General features: G+C 37.7%; 11 protein-coding genes. 5 read left to right on the forward strand and 6 right to left on the reverse strand.

Going from position 1 to position 18,421, the window contains the following annotated elements:
• The first annotated feature begins 2 nt into the window (after positions 1-2).
• Entirely contained in the window at positions 3-1,493 is a 1,491-nt protein-coding gene (glpK, locus tag O0931_RS06590; protein ID WP_269414769.1) for a glycerol kinase GlpK, read from the forward strand.
• Between the two features lie 44 nt (positions 1,494-1,537).
• Complete coding sequence (locus O0931_RS06595; RefSeq protein ID WP_269414770.1) at positions 1,538-2,275, forward strand: MIP/aquaporin family protein; 738 nt, start codon at positions 1,538-1,540, stop codon at positions 2,273-2,275.
• Between the two features lie 335 nt (positions 2,276-2,610).
• On the opposite strand, the gene O0931_RS06600 is transcribed toward O0931_RS06595, so the two are convergent.
• Positions 2,611-3,447: an aldo/keto reductase gene (locus O0931_RS06600; RefSeq protein ID WP_269414771.1), complete on the reverse strand. Its 837-nt coding sequence runs from the start codon at positions 3,445-3,447 to the stop codon at positions 2,611-2,613.
• Between the two features lie 176 nt (positions 3,448-3,623).
• On the opposite strand from O0931_RS06600, the gene O0931_RS06605 reads away from it, so the two are divergent.
• The gene (locus O0931_RS06605; RefSeq protein ID WP_269414772.1) at positions 3,624-4,211 is read left to right on the forward strand and encodes a DUF4142 domain-containing protein; all 588 of its coding nucleotides are present in this window, start codon (positions 3,624-3,626) and stop codon (positions 4,209-4,211) included.
• 397 nt (positions 4,212-4,608) lie between these two features.
• On the opposite strand, the gene ligD is transcribed toward O0931_RS06605, so the two are convergent.
• From ligD to O0931_RS06630, 5 genes are all read right to left on the reverse strand, one after another.
• Complete coding sequence (gene ligD, locus O0931_RS06610) at positions 4,609-7,317, reverse strand: DNA ligase D (RefSeq protein WP_269414773.1); 2,709 nt, start codon at positions 7,315-7,317, stop codon at positions 4,609-4,611.
• A gap of 463 nt (positions 7,318-7,780) precedes the next feature.
• Positions 7,781-8,014, reverse strand: coding sequence for a hypothetical protein (locus O0931_RS06615; RefSeq protein WP_269414774.1), 234 nt, complete (start codon positions 8,012-8,014; stop codon positions 7,781-7,783).
• A 59-nt stretch (positions 8,015-8,073) separates the two neighbouring features.
• Positions 8,074-10,275, reverse strand: coding sequence for an alpha-galactosidase (locus O0931_RS06620; protein WP_269414775.1), 2,202 nt, complete (start codon positions 10,273-10,275; stop codon positions 8,074-8,076).
• 126 nt (positions 10,276-10,401) lie between these two features.
• The gene (locus tag O0931_RS06625; protein ID WP_269414776.1) at positions 10,402-14,319 is read right to left on the reverse strand and encodes a PAS domain S-box protein; all 3,918 of its coding nucleotides are present in this window, start codon (positions 14,317-14,319) and stop codon (positions 10,402-10,404) included.
• Positions 14,320-14,873: 554 nt separating this feature from the next.
• Positions 14,874-16,703: a glycoside hydrolase family 2 protein gene (locus tag O0931_RS06630; RefSeq protein ID WP_269414777.1), complete on the reverse strand. Its 1,830-nt coding sequence runs from the start codon at positions 16,701-16,703 to the stop codon at positions 14,874-14,876.
• Between the two features lie 158 nt (positions 16,704-16,861).
• Between O0931_RS06630 and O0931_RS06635 the strand changes: the two genes are divergently transcribed.
• Both O0931_RS06635 and O0931_RS06640 read left to right on the forward strand, forming a co-directional pair.
• A complete protein-coding gene (locus tag O0931_RS06635; RefSeq protein WP_269414778.1) occupies positions 16,862-17,698 on the forward strand; it encodes an MBL fold metallo-hydrolase in 837 nt (278 codons plus the stop codon).
• Between the two features lie 509 nt (positions 17,699-18,207).
• On the forward strand, positions 18,208-18,420 hold the full coding sequence (locus O0931_RS06640) for a hypothetical protein (RefSeq protein WP_269414779.1): 213 nt from the start codon (positions 18,208-18,210) through the stop codon (positions 18,418-18,420).
• Position 18,421 lies beyond the last annotated feature (1 nt).

An 18,421-nucleotide genomic window follows, 5' to 3' on the forward strand; every position in this document is an offset into this window, starting at 1 on the left:
TTATGAGCAAGTTTATCTTGTCGATCGATCAGGGAACCACCAGTTCGAGGGCAATTATTTTTAACCATAATGGTGAAATTGTAGCCATTGCACAAAAGGAATTTACACAGATTTACCCGCAAGCCGGCTGGGTTGAACACAATCCGATGGAAATCTGGTCAACTCAGTTATCGGTAGTTGCCGAGGTAATTGTTAAGGCAGGCTTGGCAGCAAGAGCTATCGATTCTATAGGCATTACAAACCAAAGGGAAACCACTGTTGTATGGGATAAAGAAACCGGGATTCCGGTTTACAATGCAATTGTTTGGCAAGACAGAAGAACATCTGCCTATTGTGACGAAATCAGGGCGAAAGGACTGGCAAAGAAAATCCAGGAAAAAACCGGTCTGATTATCGATTCTTACTTCTCTGCAACCAAAGCAAAATGGATTCTGGATAATGTTGAGGGTGCAAGGGAAAAAGCAGAAGCAGGGAAACTGGCTTTCGGCACCATCGACAGCTGGTTAATCTGGAAATTAACAGCAGGAAAAAAACACGTTACCGATGTGACTAATGCATCGAGAACCATGCTTTATAATATTAATACCTTAGCGTGGGATACCGAATTGCTTGATTTATTTGGCATTCCTAAAGAAATGTTACCCGAGGTTAAATCATCAAGCGAAGTTTATGGCGAAACTGCCGGAAACATCATCGCTGCTAAAATACCAATTGCCGGCATTGCAGGCGACCAGCAATCGGCGCTCTTCGGCCAGATGTGTACCGAAGTGGGTATGGTAAAAAATACCTATGGTACAGGATGTTTTATGCTGATGAACATCGGTACTGAAGCTAAAATTTCTTCAAATAACCTTTTAACAACCATCGCCTGGAAAATTAAGGATGAGGTTCACTATGCTTTAGAAGGCAGTATTTTTATTGGCGGTGCGGTTGTTCAATGGCTTCGCGATGAATTGGGCCTGATTTCAAAATCAGCTGATGTCGAAACACTCGCTAAAAAAGTTCCGGATACACAAGGTGTTTATATTGTTCCGGCATTTGCAGGATTAGGCGCACCGCATTGGGATCAGCATGCCAGAGGCACTATTACAGGCTTAACCAGGGGTACTAATAAATCGCACCTGGCAAGGGCGGCTTTAGAAAGTATTGCTTATCAAACGATGGATGTGCTTAAAGCGATGGAAGCCGATGCTGGTGTCAGCATATCTGAATTAAGAGTTGACGGTGGTGCAACCGCGAACGATTTACTGATGCAGTTTCAGGCCGACTTACTGAAAAGCAAGGTTATCAGACCGGAAGTTACCGAAGTTACAGCTATAGGTGCAGCTTACCTGGCAGGCCTGGCTACAGGCTTTTGGGATAGTATAGATCAAATTCGCTCGCAATGGAAAATAAACCGCACTTTTTCTGCTGCTGAAGGCATAGATAATAAAGAAAGAATTAAGGGATGGAACAGGGCAGTAAAAGCTGCCCGCGTTTGCGCGGAAGATTAAATGATTAATTTACCTGAGTTTTTAAGTTTTAAATAAGGATAAAAATGACCGAATTTGTTGCAGAATTTATCGGCACAGCGCTGATAATTCTCCTGGGAAATGGTGTAGTAGCCAATGTTGTATTAAAAGGAACTAAAGGAAATGATAGCGGCTGGATGGTCATCACAACGGCATGGGCACTTGCTGTTTTTGTTGGTGTGGTTATCGCGGCGCCTTACAGCGGTGCGCACCTCAATCCTGCGGTAACGATAGCCCTTGCAATAACACAAAAATTTGCCTGGATTAAAGTACCCTATTACATACTTGCGCAATTATGTGGTGCAATGGCAGGTGCTTTTTTAGTTTGGGTGATTTACAAAGACCATTTCGACCTGACAGAAGATAAAGGTTTAAAGGCCGCCCCTTTTGCCACATCACCCGCAATCAGAAATTTAAGGTCTAACCTTTTTTCAGAAATCATCGGAACGTTCGTACTCATATTTGTAATATTTTATTTTACGAATGCTGAAATGGGTACAGAAAAAACACCAATCGGCTTAGGATCAATTGGCGCGATTCCGGTTGCTTTTCTGGTTTGGGTAATCGGTCTTGGCTTAGGCGGTACAACCGGTTATGCCATAAATCCAATAAGGGATCTGGGGCCTAGGATTATTCACAGTATTATTCCTATGAAGGGTAAAGGAAGCAGTGACTGGGCATATGCATGGGTGCCAATTGTCGGACCAATTTTAGGTGCTGCCTTAGCCGCATTACTTTACCTGGCGTTAAACTTTAAATATTAGGATTCGAGACAACTAAATCGATAAATTAACATTTTTTTCATTCATAAATGCAGAACTTAAAACCATTATTTAATACCTTTGTTACTTAAATAATTCATTCATGTTTGAGCGCATGTTTGGGTTTAGATATGGGGTAGGCTGCAAAGTCTATCCCTTTTTTATTGCACATAATTTCTGATAAATTACAACCAAACCTTATATGATATCTTTTGTTAAGAAAACGATAACATGATGTGCGGTATGATTTCAAGCTTGATAAGTGATAAAGTATGTTATTAATGCAGGATTTTTATCCTGCATTTTTTTAAGCTTCACGTTTACTGATTTTGACTCAACTAAGCAGACAGGGCTTCAAATTCTTCGTCTGATAACTGAACAGCCGCGGCTTTTAAATTCTCGTTCAAATGCGCCACAGATTTAGTGCCGGGTATCAATAAAATATTTGAAGAACGTTTTAACAACCAGGCCAATGCAATTTGGGCAATGGTTGCATGATGCTTTTCTGCAACAGCCTTAATTTTACTTTCCAGTTTTGAAGGACCTGATGCAAGCGGATACCATGGAATAAAAGCCAGCTGCTGTTGTGCCGTGTAATCCAACACACTTTCCCATTGCCGGTTTCCAAGATTATATAAATTTTGCACAGATGCGATTGGTAAAATTTCCTGTATTTTTTTTATCTGCTCAACATTAACTTCTGACAAGCCGACGTAACGAATCTTGCCTTTTTTTACAGCTTCCACCACTGGCTTTAATGTTTCAGCGACGTCAACTTTAGGATCTATACGATGCAATTGCCACAAACCAATTGTATCAACTTTTAATCTTCGTAAACTACCTTCTATATTTTCACGAATGTTTTCCGGGCTTCCGTTTGGAATCCAGTTATTAGGGCCAGGCCGGTCAAAACCACCTTTTGTCGCAATTAACAAATCGGATTGATAAGGATAAAGCGCATCGGCTATTAATGATTCATTAAATTTTGGTCCGTAAGCTTCAGCTGTATCTATAAAGTTTACGCCGCCTGCAACAGCAGCTTGTAAAACTTTTACTGCATTTGCACCATCTTCTACTGCTCCGAAAACACCCTTTCCGGTTAGTTGCATTGCGCCGTAACCCAGGCGATTGACTTCAAAATCTCCAATTTTTAAGGTTAATGATGTATTCTCCATTTTACGATTAAATATTTAAGAATAAACCGCAGCGCATGCTTATTGTTTACTTCCTTAAGTTTATATGATAAAGTTTTTACACGTCTTCAAAAAAGGATTTGTTTAACGGGTTAGTTTCAATTTTATAAAACCTTAATTCGAAATAAAATGTTGTTAAAAAATAAAACAACAATAAGATGAAAAAATTATTTTACACAGGCATGCTCGCAACGGCTTTATTAGCGATGCAGGCATGCAACAGCGGCTCAAAAGACGCGAAAGAAAATGCAGACAGCTTAAATATGAGCAAAGATACCACAACAAATGCAGCAGCTACCGGCGGCATTGCAGTTGAAGAAACAGATGCTAAATTTGCAACATCTGCTGCTGTAGGTGGTATGGCTGAAGTTTCCTTAGGCAAGCTGGCACTTGAAAAAAGCACGAATGCATCTGTTAAAGAATTTGCAACCATGATGGTTAATGATCATGGTAAAGCCAATGAAGAACTGATGAGTATTGCAGCTGCAAAGAACATTACTTTACCAGCCGCTGTAGATGAAGAACACAAGAAAAAAGCCGATGATTTAAGCAAAAAAACCGGTAAAGATTTTGACAAAGACTATGTGGATGCGATGGTTGATGGTCATAAAAAAACTTTAAAATTAATGCAGGATGAAGCTAAAGACGGAAAAGATGCAGAATTAAAGGCTTTTGCGGCTAAAACAGCACCTATTGTTCAAGCCCATCTTGACATGATTAATAAAATTCATGATGGAATGAAATAAGTTTCGTTTAGAACTAATTGATTTAATAATAAATCAATTAGTTTTGAATAATGTCGCTTTGAGCTTGTCGAAACACTAAAAATTCAATTTTTAGAAATCCTTCAACAGGGCTATCAATGACATATCAAAAGAGATTCGTCATGTCGATCCGATAACTATCGGAGAAGAGCAGCGGAATGGAGAAATCTATTTAAACAGATTTCTCGACTTCGTTGCACTTCGCTCTAAAGACAAAATTTAGAGGCTTTTTATCTCCTCCATCCGCAGGTCTGTGTCTCACCGACCGAAAATAAGAATCTAAAAGCTGTAGCTATGTGTTTCTGGTATAACGTATTGAGAGTTCTTGCCTGCGCGGAAAAGACGAACTGAAACTAATATAGTATGATACAGTCTAATTTTATTTAAAAATACTTTTGGCCTTACCTATCGCTTTCTTCAAATCAATCCCTTTACCCAAAACACCTTTAAATAGGTCACCCTCAGCTTTCAGCCTGTCTATCATATTAAAAATAGTAAAGTCTTTCATTTTTAAACCAGGTTTTACCTCGTCCCAGTGTAACGGTGTAGAAACTGTTGCACCTATTTTTGGACGTAATGAATAGGGACCGGCAATGGTTGCCCCGGGTCTGTTTTGTAAAAAATCTAAATACATTTTTCCTTTCCTTGCCGAAACCATTCGTTCTAATGATGTGTAATCGGGAATTTGCTGATGAACCAGGCTCACGATAATCTTTGCAAACATTTGACTCTGATCATAAGTATATTTCGCATTTAACGGGATGTAGATGTGCATGCCTGTTGAACCGGATGTTTTGGGATAGCATGGTACATCAATTGCATCCAGAACTTTTTTAACTTCAAGCGCGGCTTGTACAACCTGGTCAAAAGTATGTTTATCGGGATCTAAATCTATCACACAATAATCAGGATTATCCGGATGCTGAATCCGGCTAAACCATGGGTTTATTTCAATACAACCTAAGGATGCCATCCACAATAAACTATCTGTACTGGTACCAACAAGGTATTCTTTTTTTTCACCTTCTCCGTTTTCGTATGGAAAAGTTTCTGCCCAGTCAGGCGCTTTTCCCTTAACATCTTTCTGATAAAAGCTCGGACCATGTATACCACCTGGAAAGCGATTAAGCGATTGTGGCCGGTCTTTCAGGTAAGGTAAAATATAATCGGCTACCTGATAGTAATAGTTAAACATATCGCGTTTAGTTACCTTATCTTCAGGCCAATATAGTTTACTCAGGTGTGTAAACTTTAATTCATGTCCTTTAATTTTCCGGACCTGGGTTTCCTCTTTAGGATTTAGTAGCGTTTTGGGTTCTTTGCCTTTTGGCGGATGAATAGCCGCTGCATGTTTATCTTCCGTTTTTGATTTTATGCGCGTTTTTTCTACAAGTTTTTCAGTAGCTGTTTCTGTTTCCCGGTTAACGTCTTTCGCTTTTTTATCTTCACGCATACCCTGAAATGACGGGTGCCTGAATACCCCATCATCAGTTACTTCTGTAAAAGTTACTTCACAAACCAATTCCGGCTTTAACCACGTTGCTTTCGCTTTAGGCGGATTTGGCCGGAACCTGGACGGTTTATTAACATCAGGAATGGAATCAAATGGACTTTCGCTAATCATTAACGGCTTAAATTGTTCCATCATCGTTTTTTGTAGTTTATCAGAGAATCCGGTACCTACTTTACCAACATATTGAAGTTTGCCTTTTTCGTAAACCCCTAATAGCAAAGAGCTGAAAGATTTTGAAGTATTTTCATTTTTAGTGAAACCTGCAATAACCACTTCCTGCCTTTTGTGTACTTTTATTTTAAGCCATTCTTTAGAACGACGATCAGGACTATACAGACTGTCAGATTTTTTTGCAATTATGCCTTCCAAGCCCATTCTGCCTGCAGCGTCAAAAAAATCGATTCCACTGGCTTTAAAAACTTTGCTCAACCGCACCCGGTCATCATCCGTTGGAAGCATGTCCTGTAAAATAGCCTGGCGCTGATTTAGTGGCAGATCCATTAAATTTTTACCATCGTACCAAAGCAAATCGAAAACGTAAAATACGAGTTCGCCATCCGCCTCACTGCGCCAGTTTTGTAAAGAACCAAAATTAGATATCCCCTTTTCGTTCAGAACCAGAATTTCACCGTCTAACACCGCGTTAATTTTCCATGTTTTAAGCAAATCAAAAATTGGATAAAATTTATCATTAAAGGATTTCTTGTTCCTTGAAAGTAAATCAACTTTTCCTTTATTTAAGTAAGCCAGCGTTCGGTAGCCATCCCATTTTACTTCATATTGCCAGTTGGAGTCATCGAAGGGTTCATCCACCAATGTTGTTAACATCGGCTTGATAGCGTCGGGGATGGCTGTTTTTTTTATTTTTTTTAAGAGGCTTTTTACATCTGTGTTTTGTTTAGGTTCTTCAGGTTTAATTTTCTTTTCGAGCTTTTCCTGCGGACCTTTTTTTCCGACCTTAATTTCCTGCGCCTGTCCCTCCTTCCAAACTTTATCGGAGGTTTTCTCCATCGTTTCTATTGTTTTTCCAGATAATACAGATTTATCTTCTTTCGTAATATCTTTTACGGATGCATATTTGTCTTTATGTTTGATTAACAGCCAGCCATTTTCACCCATGCCATGCGTTTTAACCAAAGCAAATTCTCCGTGAAGTTTTTTGCCGTTAAGTTTAATTTTTAATGAACCTTCTTTTAACTGATGCATCAGGTGCTTTTCCTGAGCCTTTTTACCGTCAATTTCTTCAATGGGTTCGTATGTTCCTTCGTCCCAAACAATTACGGTTCCGCCGCCATATTCGCCCTTGGGGATAATGCCTTCAAAGTCTTTGTAATCGAACGGATGATCTTCAACCATCATGGCCAGTCGTTTTGTTTTAGGATCTGTTGATGGCCCTTTGGGTACCGCCCAGCTTTTTAAAACACCGCGCATTTCCAATCTGAAATCATAATGCAGCCGGGAAGCATCGTGCTTTTGAATTACAAAATAAAGCTTTTCTTTATCTTCATTTTTTCCGGATTTAGGTTCTTTTGTTTTCGAGAAATCACGTTTGGAAACATATTTTTCAAGGCTCATAGCTATTGAATTTTTAATTAGAACATTTTGGATTTATAAAAGGTTTTAAAGATGTAGCTAGCAGGTTTTCATGATTTTCGCAAATACACGTTTTCCTAAGCGACAGTTCTTGCGCAGGCATGCTCTATAAGTCGTCATGATCACGCAGTCGTTATCAACAAGCCGTCATGCCAGGCGGACTTCTTAAAGCATATTAAAATCAATGATTTTGCATGCAGACTAAGCAGACAATTTTTATATACGTCGTAACCGGGCAGACACGTCTCGACAAGTCGCCATTCCAGCGCAGGCGGGAATCTTAAAGCATTAACATCATTGATTTGTCCCGCAGATTTCGCTGATTCCGCAGATAAGTTTTAACCCGTTATACTTATTAAGACATATCTCGATAACTCTTCATGCCCGCACAGGTGGGTATTTTAAATCGTAAACTAAATGCAATATCCAACTGATTTTATCACAATTAAGCATCCTCTCCATTCCATTCATCATCGTCGGCATGTTTGATTTCATCATGATTTCCGTGAAGCGTCCTGAATTCTTCATGATGATAATTTCTTTCAGGATTTTCCGGCAACTCGTTGTCCTCAACGAGGGAACTCTTTCTTAAATGCTCAGGTTTTTTAACTTCCGGCAAGTCATCATGAATTACTGACGGTTTAAGAATTATTTTACCGGGATTCGTATTTTGTTTCATAATGACTATGCGGATTAAGATTTGCAAAAAACTGAACCGCTAAGCAACGGCTCAATGTATTAGTATTTCACTTCTTCAATTAACAAAATAACACTGGTCCTGTTTTTATTTAGTTTCTGGTTTAGACCAACATTCATTAAAAAATCTCCTGAATAGCTTGCAGATTCATTAAAAGTCGATTTTGTACCCGGATAAATATTCATTTCTTTTACTTTATATTTTTTTTCAGGACTTAAACCGGAAAGTTTAACCGGATTTTCCACGGAAATTATATTATGGTAATTTAAAAGGTAGCTGAATACAACTGCTTTATTCTTTTCAGCATTAACATAGCTTAACGCCGCGTAATCGTTTTCATACGGGTTTACTAAACGATATAAATCACCATGCCAGACTAATTCCTTATAAGCATTATAATTTGTTATCGCATCCCTGCAAAATGCAGCATCTTTTATATCCAATTTGCTTGCTACAATATCAAAACCCAATTTACCCATTGATGCTACATCTACCCTAAACTTCAGGGCTTGCTTGCCCCAGTCTGTAACATGGTTATCTGTTGTTATTGCCGGGAAAAAGTTGGAATAATTCCATTGCATAAAAATACGCTCTATCGGGTCTGTATTATCGCTTGGCCAAAACTCGGTGAAATATTTTAACACTTCGTAATCTGCCCGGCCACCACCGCCGCTGCATAACATCATGGGTACTTTAGGGTACTTTGCCCTTATTCTTTCCAAAACACGGTATAAGCCACGTACGTAATCTACGTAAAGATGTGTTTGAGGCAATTTTTGTTTATTCAGCCACGCGGAATAAGCATTGAAAATTATGGCATTACAATCCCATTTAATGAAAGCTAAACCCGGATTTTTTATAAATAGACTATCTACAACCGAATAAACAAAATCCTGTACTTTTGGATTGGTTAAATCCAGCACCAATTGATTCCGCATATATTTATCAGGTCTGTCTGTTTGCCTGATTGCCCAATCCGGGTGCTTTTCGAACAAATTACTTTTCGGATTAACCATTTCCGGTTCTATCCAAATGCCGAATTTAACACCCTCTTTGACTGCAGCTTTAACCAGGTAACCTAAACCATGAGGCAGTTTATTTACAGTTTCCTGCCAGTCGCCCAATCCCGATTTGTCACCGTTACGCGGATATTTATTACCAAACCATCCGTCATCAAGTAAAAACATGTCGACACCCAGGTTTTTAGTATCTTTAATTAGCGATGTAAGTTTTTCCTCGTCAAAATCAAAATACGTCGATTCCCAATTATTCAAAAGCGTTAACCTGTCACCCTTACCATCTAATATTCTGTAATTCCTGGCCCAGGTGTGTAAATGCCTGCTCGCTTCACCTTTACCATTGGCAGAAAACGTATAAATGAAGGATGGCGTTTTAAAAACTTTTCCTGGTTGCAGAATATATTCCGATTCAAAGGGATTGATACCGGCAATAAGTCTGAGGTTTTTATAGCTATCCACATCGAATTCCATTTTGAAATTACCTGTCCAGGCGATCTGCCCGAGCATAACAGAACCTTCTGTTTCAGTGGCCGGTTTATCAAATGAAATAATGAAGTTATTGTTTTGGAAGAGCATTGCCCGTGTACCCAGTTTAGTATCTACACTGTAAGTACCACGGCTTAATTTAACCTCGTTGGGTTGCATTTCACCGGCCCAATTCCCCTGATAGGTGGTTAAATAGAAATCTTTTTCTGAAAAATACAAATTAGCTGAAGCATATTTTTGAAGTTTTACCGCTTTGTTTTCCTTATTGCTGATTTCAACCCATTGCTCGGTTACATTTTCTGCTTTCCACGTTTTATAGAATAATGTAACCTCCAGCTTATAATTCGGGTCTTTTAACAAAATGGTCGTTAATTCAGTATTCTGATCAATTTGCTTGTTTTCATGCATAATGTATTTTAAATCCAAAGAGGTGTTCCCATCACCATGCACCAATTGAATTGCCGGTTCAACCAGGGTATTCGAACCTGCTGGTGTATATGCATAGTTGTAACCTCCAGGGGTATGACCATCGTTAAAATTAAATTGGCCATATGCCAACGCGTAATCTGCTTTATTTTGCATTTTATTACCACTGTAAACCATACGCAAATGGTTTTCATTATCAGTTTGCAAAACAATACTGTGTTTTCCGGTTTCAACTGGTATGGTAATTGTTTGGGCTTTGCTTGTTAGAAAACTTAAAATTAATAAGAAGCTGAACAAACTGTTTCTTTTCATCGGATTGGTATTTGTTTAAAGAGAAGGAAAATATTCGGGTTTAAAAAAATATAATAACAAATTTAAAGCGGTATTATTAGGTTTTATTAATAACACCGGTGAAAATAATGTATAATCTTCTATAAATCAGACAAAACTTAACATAAGCCACTTTTCCAGAATTTCAATTATTTGTTCCTCTTTAAAAGGCTTGGTTACGTAATCATCCATACCTGCCGATAAACATAAATCCTTCTCATTTTTTGCATTTCCGGCGGTAGCGGCAATTATAGGAACAGTTGCAGCAGCTTCATTAATCAGCCTGATGTGTTTGGTCGCTTCATAACCATCCATTTCCGGCATACGAATATCCATAAAGACGATGGAAGGACGTTTATTTTTGAAAAACTGAATACCTTCCAATCCGTTTCTTGCTTCTGTAATAATGGCATTAGGCATTAAATCATTTAATATTGTTGTAATAAGGAACATATTGAAATCATCATCTTCAACAACCAAAATATTTATAACATCATTTACAGTTGGTGTATAAGCGATGTGCTGGTCTGTTAGGCGCTGATCATCTTTAACTTTAAGCCGTGAGAGGGCAGAAAAAACCTGTTCGGCTTTAAGTGGCTTAACAAGTCTTTGCCTGATGTCAAGTTCATCGCAGGCAGTCTTAATTGAACCATCTTCAGCTGAACTGTGCAGCAGAATTACCGGCAGTTCATGATGATTTAAATAATGACTTTCTCTTATTTTTTTGACTGTCTCGATGCCATCAATTCCCGGCATATGAAAATCGATTAGCATAGCATCATATTTGCTTCCGGCAGCTAACATTGCCAAAGCTTGATCTCCACAATCGGCTTCGTGGATTTTAATGCCCTGCTGGTTAAGCATTTTATTTATTATTGTTCTGTTATTCGCATTATCATCAACAACCAGGATATTTTTAAACGCATCGATGTTTTCCCATTCTGTTTTAGCGCCGGCTTCTGATTTCAAACTTAAATCGAAATAAAAGGTACTGCCCACATTTTCTTCACTGATGAGTTGTAAGCAACTATCCATCAGATTTAGAAGTTTGTTAGAAATATTTAAACCCAGACCAGTGCCTCCGTATTTTCTGGTGGTCGAATTGTCGGCCTGTGAAAATGCTTCAAATATTCTCAATTTACTTTTTTGAGGAATACCTATCCCGGTGTCACGAACGCTGAACCGGAAATTTGACAATCCGTCTTTAACAGATAATATTTCAACTTCCAGCTCTATTTCTCCCTGCTTCGTAAACTTTACCGCATTACCCAGCAGGTTGACAAAAATTTGTTTTAAACGCACAGCATCACCCCATACAAATCTTGGTAAATCAGGCGGAATGTTCAACAGCATTTCTAAGCCTTTACTTTTAATTTGATAATCAACTATTTCGGCCGACTGTGCGGCAATTTCGTATACATCAAATTTGTCATAGTCCAACTCCAGTTTTCCGGCTTCTATTTTTGAAAAGTCGAGAATGTCATTTATAATATTCAGCAGGGAGTTGGCAGATTGATTAACGATAGACAAGTATTGATATTGACTGTAATCTAACTTGGTTTTTAAGATCAGGTCTGTAAATCCGATTACACCGTTAAGGGGTGTCCGGATTTCGTGACTCATGTTTGCGAGAAATTCTGACTTCGCGATACTCGCTGCTTCCGCCTGTAATTTGGCTTTTTTAAGGTTTTCACGGTATAATATGGTTTCAGTTACATCGCGTGTAAATAACATCATTCCGGCTATGGTGTCACTTTTCTCGTACCAGGGGCGCATTTCCCAGGATGTGTAATGCTCTACTTTGGTATCCGGCTCAATAAAAATGTCTTCTTCTTTTCGCTCGATGGCACCACTTAGCACATTCTGGTGGTATTTTAAACTTTCTTCACTAAAATTAGGAAACAATTCGTAATGTGACAATCCGACTATTTCCCGGTTACCCATTTTATAATCTTCTATCCATTGGTTACTTACAGCAACATATTTCATTTCTTTATCCAGCATGGCTACTGCAGCAGGCACGTGCGCTACAAAAGCCGCCAGCCTTGCCCGTTCTGAAGCCAGGGCCGCTTCAATTTTTCTGTTTTCGGTAATGTCATTTGCGATACCCAAATAACCGATTACATTATTATCCGCGTCTTTCACTTCGGTAACGACCAGTGAAACGGTTAATCGCTGACCATTTTTCTTGATATAAGTCCAGTTTTTCTTCCCCGAGTTGTTTAACTCTGAAACTTCTGTAAAAACCCCAAAACCCTTTGCAACCTTACCTGATTCTGCTAAAATTTCCTGTTCTCTTTTTTTGATTTCTGAATAATCATGAATAATGAGCAGATTTTGCCTGCCTACCATACTGGAAGCATCATAACCGAGCATTCTTTCTGCTCCTTTATTGAAAAGCGTAATGGTGCCGGTGGTATCCGTAGCGATTATGCTTATTTCAGAAGCTGAATTCAATACATTATCCAACATTTTTTTTGCTTCTGCGAGCGCTATAGATGATCTTTTTTGCAAATCAATATCCTGAAAAGTACCAAAAAGCCGCTTACATTCCCCATCTTTAAATTCGGCAGTTCCCATTGCCCTCACCCATTTTTCATTTCCTTTAGCCGTAATAATTTGTAATTCTAAATCAAAATTTTCACCGTGCTCCAACGCGTTTTTAACTGCTGAACTAATTTTTTCCCTGCTCTCCCCTTCTTTATAAAAATTTATACCTGATACGAGATCAGGTAGAAAATCGTCGCCAAGTTCGTGGATGGTTTTAGTCATGGTTGTCCAATAGAGCTTTTGGATATGCAGTTCAAGGCTCCATCCGCCTACCCGGGCAACTTTACTGGTTTGTTCTAAAATCTCTTTGGTGAAGCGAAGGTCTTTTTCCAGCATGTGCTGGTTTGTAATATCCAGGGCATTACCAATAATGTAGTCTTCGCCGGCGGGTTCATTGATAAAAACGTTTTTGAACATCCATACCCTGATGTCACCGCTTTTGTTTAGAATTAACATCTCCCCGCTTGCAACACCTTCACTTTTAATTTTCGACAGGTACATTTTTAACGCTTCCCGTCTGGTAATGGGAAGCAAATCAAAAAGTGAAAGGCTTAGCAGTTCTTTTACGGAATAACCGAGGCTTTCTGCAGCTGCATTGTTAATAGATAAGAATTTTCCATTAACATCGTGTGTACAAATAAGCCCTTTAGAGTTTTCAAATACCAGTTTTAATTTCTCATCATTTATTCTGGCGAGATGGTTATTTTCTAATTTTTTTGTAATATCCCTGCCTATGGCAAAAATTTCATCGCCTGAAGGCGTGGCATACCATTGAATTTTTCTGTATTTACCGGATACCATTCTGAGGCGAATGATAAAATCGACTGATTTCAGGCCACGCTTCAGTTTCTCAATTTCTCTTTGTGTTAAATTTTGATCATCGTGATGAATAATATCAAAGAAGCAGGAACCTTCAAGTTTACCTGCTTTCCAGCCCAGAACTTCCTCAAATGCATGGTTAACCTTTTTAAAATATCCGTTGGTTCCGGCAATACAAATTAAATCGTCAGATTCGTGAATGAGCTTTGTGAAATTTTTCTCCTCGTTATTTTTATTCTTCTCCTGTATTAATTTAGCGATATTATTGGTTATAAGATTTAAAGCACGAATTTGCTCTTCTGTAATTTCTTTAGGCTCTAAATCCATTAAGGTTAAAATCCCGATTAAGCCTATCTCATGATTTGATATTGGAAATCCGGCGAAGAAATTAATTTTCCGATCATTGCTTAATCCAGCTTTTGTGAATGTGCTGGTCGAAATATCATTTACGACCAGGAATTTGCCAGAAAGGTAAACAGACTTTAATAATTCATTTTCGACGGAGTGTTCCTGTAAATTTCTTATCTTATCATCTAACTCCAGGCCATGAAGTGCTATTTCTGTTGGTGCCGCTCCGAATATTAATTTAGCTAATTCCAAAAAATCAGCATATTCTTCTACCGTTAATCCGGTTTTTATTTCCTCGCGCTCACTCATATGTTTACCTGGTTAGGTCTATTTACTATACAATATACGTTGTATTAGAAAATTAAGATAATTAAATTATATAATTTTAGGATTTGCAACTCAATTGAATTGCTTTAAAACAGCTCAATTGACTTAAAAACCTTATATCCAGACCATTAAAATTTAAGATATGCGCAAAAATATTCGCACAGGTCGATTTAGTTTATAAACCAAGCGCCTTTTTAGAATTTAACTGATAATCGAATGCTCCTTTTCGGCAATATAGCTGTCGGATTTATTGAAAAATTCAACGCCCCTTATGTCTTTATATATTAAATGCGAATTGGCGAAAGGTTTTTCTTCAGCGCATTATCGAAATTGCCTTGCAACCTGTATTGAGTATCGCTTGTTTGCTGCTTTACCGAATTCCTTATTTTGCATAAAATAACCGGTATTGCTTTTGCAACAGGCAGGCGTCTAAAAAGTTTACGTAATAACGGTAAAACTATGGTAACGGTCTTCGCGTTTAACTTATTTGTTAAAGAAAAGCATTTATTATCTCGACATTAACTGTTAACATGCAGCTATTTATATTTTGACTGCATCTGATCATAGAAATTTTTAAGCACAAAATAGGCTTTTTTCTTTTTGCCGGTTTCACTGATTAAACCTTTACGATTCCAGAAATTCTGATAAACCGGGTGCTGTCTTCTCGGAGAGCGAAAGTCTGTTAAAATCCATGGTATTATACCCCGCAGTGCAGGAATTTTAGTTAACATGGTCAGCTGATTTTTATATAAGGCTTCCTGATATTCTTCACTCCAACGTGTATTTTCATCTGCGTGAAAACCACCTAATGCATCTCCACCGAATTCAGTAATTACAACAGGTTTATTGTATTTGATGTTGAAATCATATTTTGAAATTTCACCCGGCAGGCCTCCATAATACCAGCCTGCATATTCGTTAAAGCTTACCAAATCAATCTTTTCACCCAACGGGTCATTTAAAACCATGGTATTGCCTTCGCGATGAACTTCAAGTGCTGCAGCAACCAGCCTGGTATCATCCAATGAACGAGCCGTTTCGGCAAGGTTGCTCATAAAGCTAAGTCTGGGCGCACTCAATGGTGTTTCATTACCTATAGACCAAACCACAACGCTTGCCCGGTTTTTATCGCGGGTAATTAAATCAGTAAGTTGCTGTTTGGCATTTGCATAAGTAACCGGATTTTCCCAGCTGATGGTCCAGTAAACCGGAACTTCCGCCCAAACTAACAAACCCATTTCATCTGCTAAACGAATCATTTCTTCGTTGTGCGGGTAATGTGCCAAACGAACATAATTACAATTTAAATCTTTCGCCCATTGTAACAGCATACGCATATCGCCCTGCGAGCGTAAACGTCCCTTAATAAGGGGATTTTCATCATGCAGGGAAATTCCACGAAAAAAAGTTGATTTTCCGTTAAGCAAAATGCTGTCGCCTTTTACTTCGATGGTCCTGAAACCAATTTTATCTTCAATATTTTCGTTTGCCGATTTTATGTTAACGGTATAAAGCTTTGGATTTTCAGGCGACCAAAGTGTTAAGTTATTCCAAATAAAAACCTCGCTTATTTTGCCTTCACTATCTGTTTTATATTCTTTTTTAAGGTTAATTTCGGGAATAGAAATGGAAACCTCCTGACCGGCAAAAGCATCAGCCAGTTTCAAAGAAAAACTTAAAGAATTATTATTTCCCTTTTCTAATTGCAATTTGTAATCGCTGATAAAATGTTCCGGTAATTCAGCAAGATAAACATCGCGGGTAATGCCGCCATAATTCCACCAATCAGTATTAACAGTCGGAATTTCATCAGGCTTACGCGTATTATCTGCTTTTACAACAAGGGAATTATTACCTGCCTTTAATTTACCGGTTACCTCGAACTGGAAAGGGGTAAATCCACCTTTGTGGATGCCGATTTTCTTACCGTTTAAATAAACATGTGCTTCATAATTTACGGCGCCGAAGTACACAAAATAACGTTTGCCTTTTTGTGGCTGCGCATCAAATTTTTTGCGTAACCAAACGGTTCCTTCATAAAGTTCGAGTTTTTCAGATTGAGAATTCCAATCACCCGGTACATTCATCTGAGGTGAGCCATCGAAGTTATATTCAACTAGTTCTGTTTTATCTTTCGCCTCCCTATCATCGAAAAAACCGCCGGTACCTGTTTTTGATTGATCATAAGGTTCGTGCCTGTAATCATAAAATCCATTTTCATAAGGATCGATAATATAATTCCATTTACCATTTAAGCTTAGTATTTTACGGGCCTCAATATTTTGTATGGAACTTACCTGGGCAAAAGTTGACGTGGTTAAAAACGACAAACAAATAAAAAGTCCCTCAGCGATCAGTTTCAGCATAATCTTCGTGTTAATCAATAATTTTCAAAACTAACAATTATTTTGAGCGGGGAAATTTCTGCCGGTATTAAATTTAACAGAACCCGATATAAATAACGTTAATATGTTAAAATCTATTTTTGCCTTAAATTCTAATTAGCCTTATCTTGCCGCTATAAATGGCACTATACTTCACATCAATAAATTCGGGCAGTAACGGCAATTGTTATTACATAGGCAACAGCACTGAGGCTGTATTGGTTGATGTTGGCATATCGTGCAAAGAAGTAGAAAAAAGAATAACCAGGCTTGGTTTATCTATGAATATAATTAAAGCCATTTTTATTTCTCACGAACATAGCGATCACATTAAGGGTCTTTCTGTTTTATCTAAAAAGTATAACCTTCCGGTTTACATTACCACGAATACTTTAAAAAGCAGCCGACTGATTTTAAATGAACAAAATGTTTATACATTTAATCATTTAGACACCATTCGTATTGGTGATTTAAAGATTTCTGCTTTTTCCAAATTTCATGATGCCGCCGACCCATATAGTTTTACGGTTGAATATAAACAGGTTCGCGTTGGCGTTTTTACAGATATAGGATCGGTTTGCGATAGGTTAATTACACAATTCAAGCAATGTCATGCTGCATTTTTGGAATCAAATTATGATGCTCAAATGCTTCAGAACGGAAATTATCCCTACCACCTGAAAAGGAGAATTACAAGTGGCAAAGGCCATCTGTCTAACCATGAGGCTTTAGCACTTTTTCAGAATCATAAACCCGCATATATGAGTCATCTTTTACTCAGCCACTTATCAAAAGACAATAACGATCCGGTTTTGGTGGAAAATTTATTTAAAGCCGTTGCAGGTAAAACCTTTGTTAGTGTGGCATCGAGGTACGAAGAAAGTCCGGTTCATTATATAAGTGCCGAAATAAATCCTGCTGAAGTTTATAATTTCAATCCTTTATTATACCAACCCGCTCAGCTAAATTTATTCTAAAGGCTGAATATGTTTAATTTGAACTCATTTTAACACTGTTACGTCCATTATTTAGCCAGTATAAAAGTCAAACTGAAGAATTTTAAAATAAATTAAATAATTTTCATTTGTATTCAAAACAAATTAATTAGTTGTTGGTTATTTCTAAACTTCATAAATAGTTTGTTTGGTTTATTGGGGCTTATGGATTTAAGCCCCTTTCTCTTTTTTAGTGAAGCTTGCAAACATTAAATTTTATTTGCGCTTCGTAGTAAAAACTATACTACTTAAAAATCTATAAAAGTTTTATCAAATAAATTGATCATTACCGCAAAAGTTATTAGAACGAGATTAGAGAATGATTAATTATAAAATCGTTTAACATTTTGTACGAAACATATAGACGATTTTGCTATATTTGAAATGTATACTTAATAAAAACATTAATTGTGCAATCACCCTATTAAAATTTGAAGCTGTTGTTATTACAACAATTTCGCAATGTGAATTTAAGTCGAAAACTCTCAATCATGACTGAATACCAAACAATCAGATTAAAACCTCTTGAAGGGTTTTTTAATCATCTTTACCGCTCTTTTGCTTCAAAAGCATGTTTTATTGTTCCTGTGTTTTTGATGCAAATTATCTTAAGTCTCAAAGAAGTAACCGCATTAATGGCTAACTCTGATACTTTGCTATTAAATTTTAAAGAAAAGACTAAAAATCTAACCATGGATATTTAAA

This window comes from Pedobacter rhodius, assembly GCF_027213645.1.
Lineage (GTDB): Bacteria > Bacteroidota > Bacteroidia > Sphingobacteriales > Sphingobacteriaceae > Pedobacter > Pedobacter rhodius.

Coding starts and splice junctions, on each gene's coding strand:
- glpK (WP_269414769.1), top strand. CDS start 3: ATGAGCAAGTTTATCTTGTCGATCGATCAGGGAACCACCAGTTCGAGG.
- O0931_RS06595 (WP_269414770.1), top strand. CDS start 1,538: ATGACCGAATTTGTTGCAGAATTTATCGGCACAGCGCTGATAATTCTC.
- O0931_RS06600 (WP_269414771.1), bottom strand. CDS start 3,447: ATGGAGAATACATCATTAACCTTAAAAATTGGAGATTTTGAAGTCAAT.
- O0931_RS06605 (WP_269414772.1), top strand. CDS start 3,624: ATGAAAAAATTATTTTACACAGGCATGCTCGCAACGGCTTTATTAGCG.
- ligD (WP_269414773.1), bottom strand. CDS start 7,317: ATGAGCCTTGAAAAATATGTTTCCAAACGTGATTTCTCGAAAACAAAA.
- O0931_RS06615 (WP_269414774.1), bottom strand. CDS start 8,014: ATGAAACAAAATACGAATCCCGGTAAAATAATTCTTAAACCGTCAGTA.
- O0931_RS06620 (WP_269414775.1), bottom strand. CDS start 10,275: ATGAAAAGAAACAGTTTGTTCAGCTTCTTATTAATTTTAAGTTTTCTA.
- O0931_RS06625 (WP_269414776.1), bottom strand. CDS start 14,319: ATGAGTGAGCGCGAGGAAATAAAAACCGGATTAACGGTAGAAGAATAT.
- O0931_RS06630 (WP_269414777.1), bottom strand. CDS start 16,703: ATGCTGAAACTGATCGCTGAGGGACTTTTTATTTGTTTGTCGTTTTTA.
- O0931_RS06635 (WP_269414778.1), top strand. CDS start 16,862: ATGGCACTATACTTCACATCAATAAATTCGGGCAGTAACGGCAATTGT.
- O0931_RS06640 (WP_269414779.1), top strand. CDS start 18,208: ATGACTGAATACCAAACAATCAGATTAAAACCTCTTGAAGGGTTTTTT.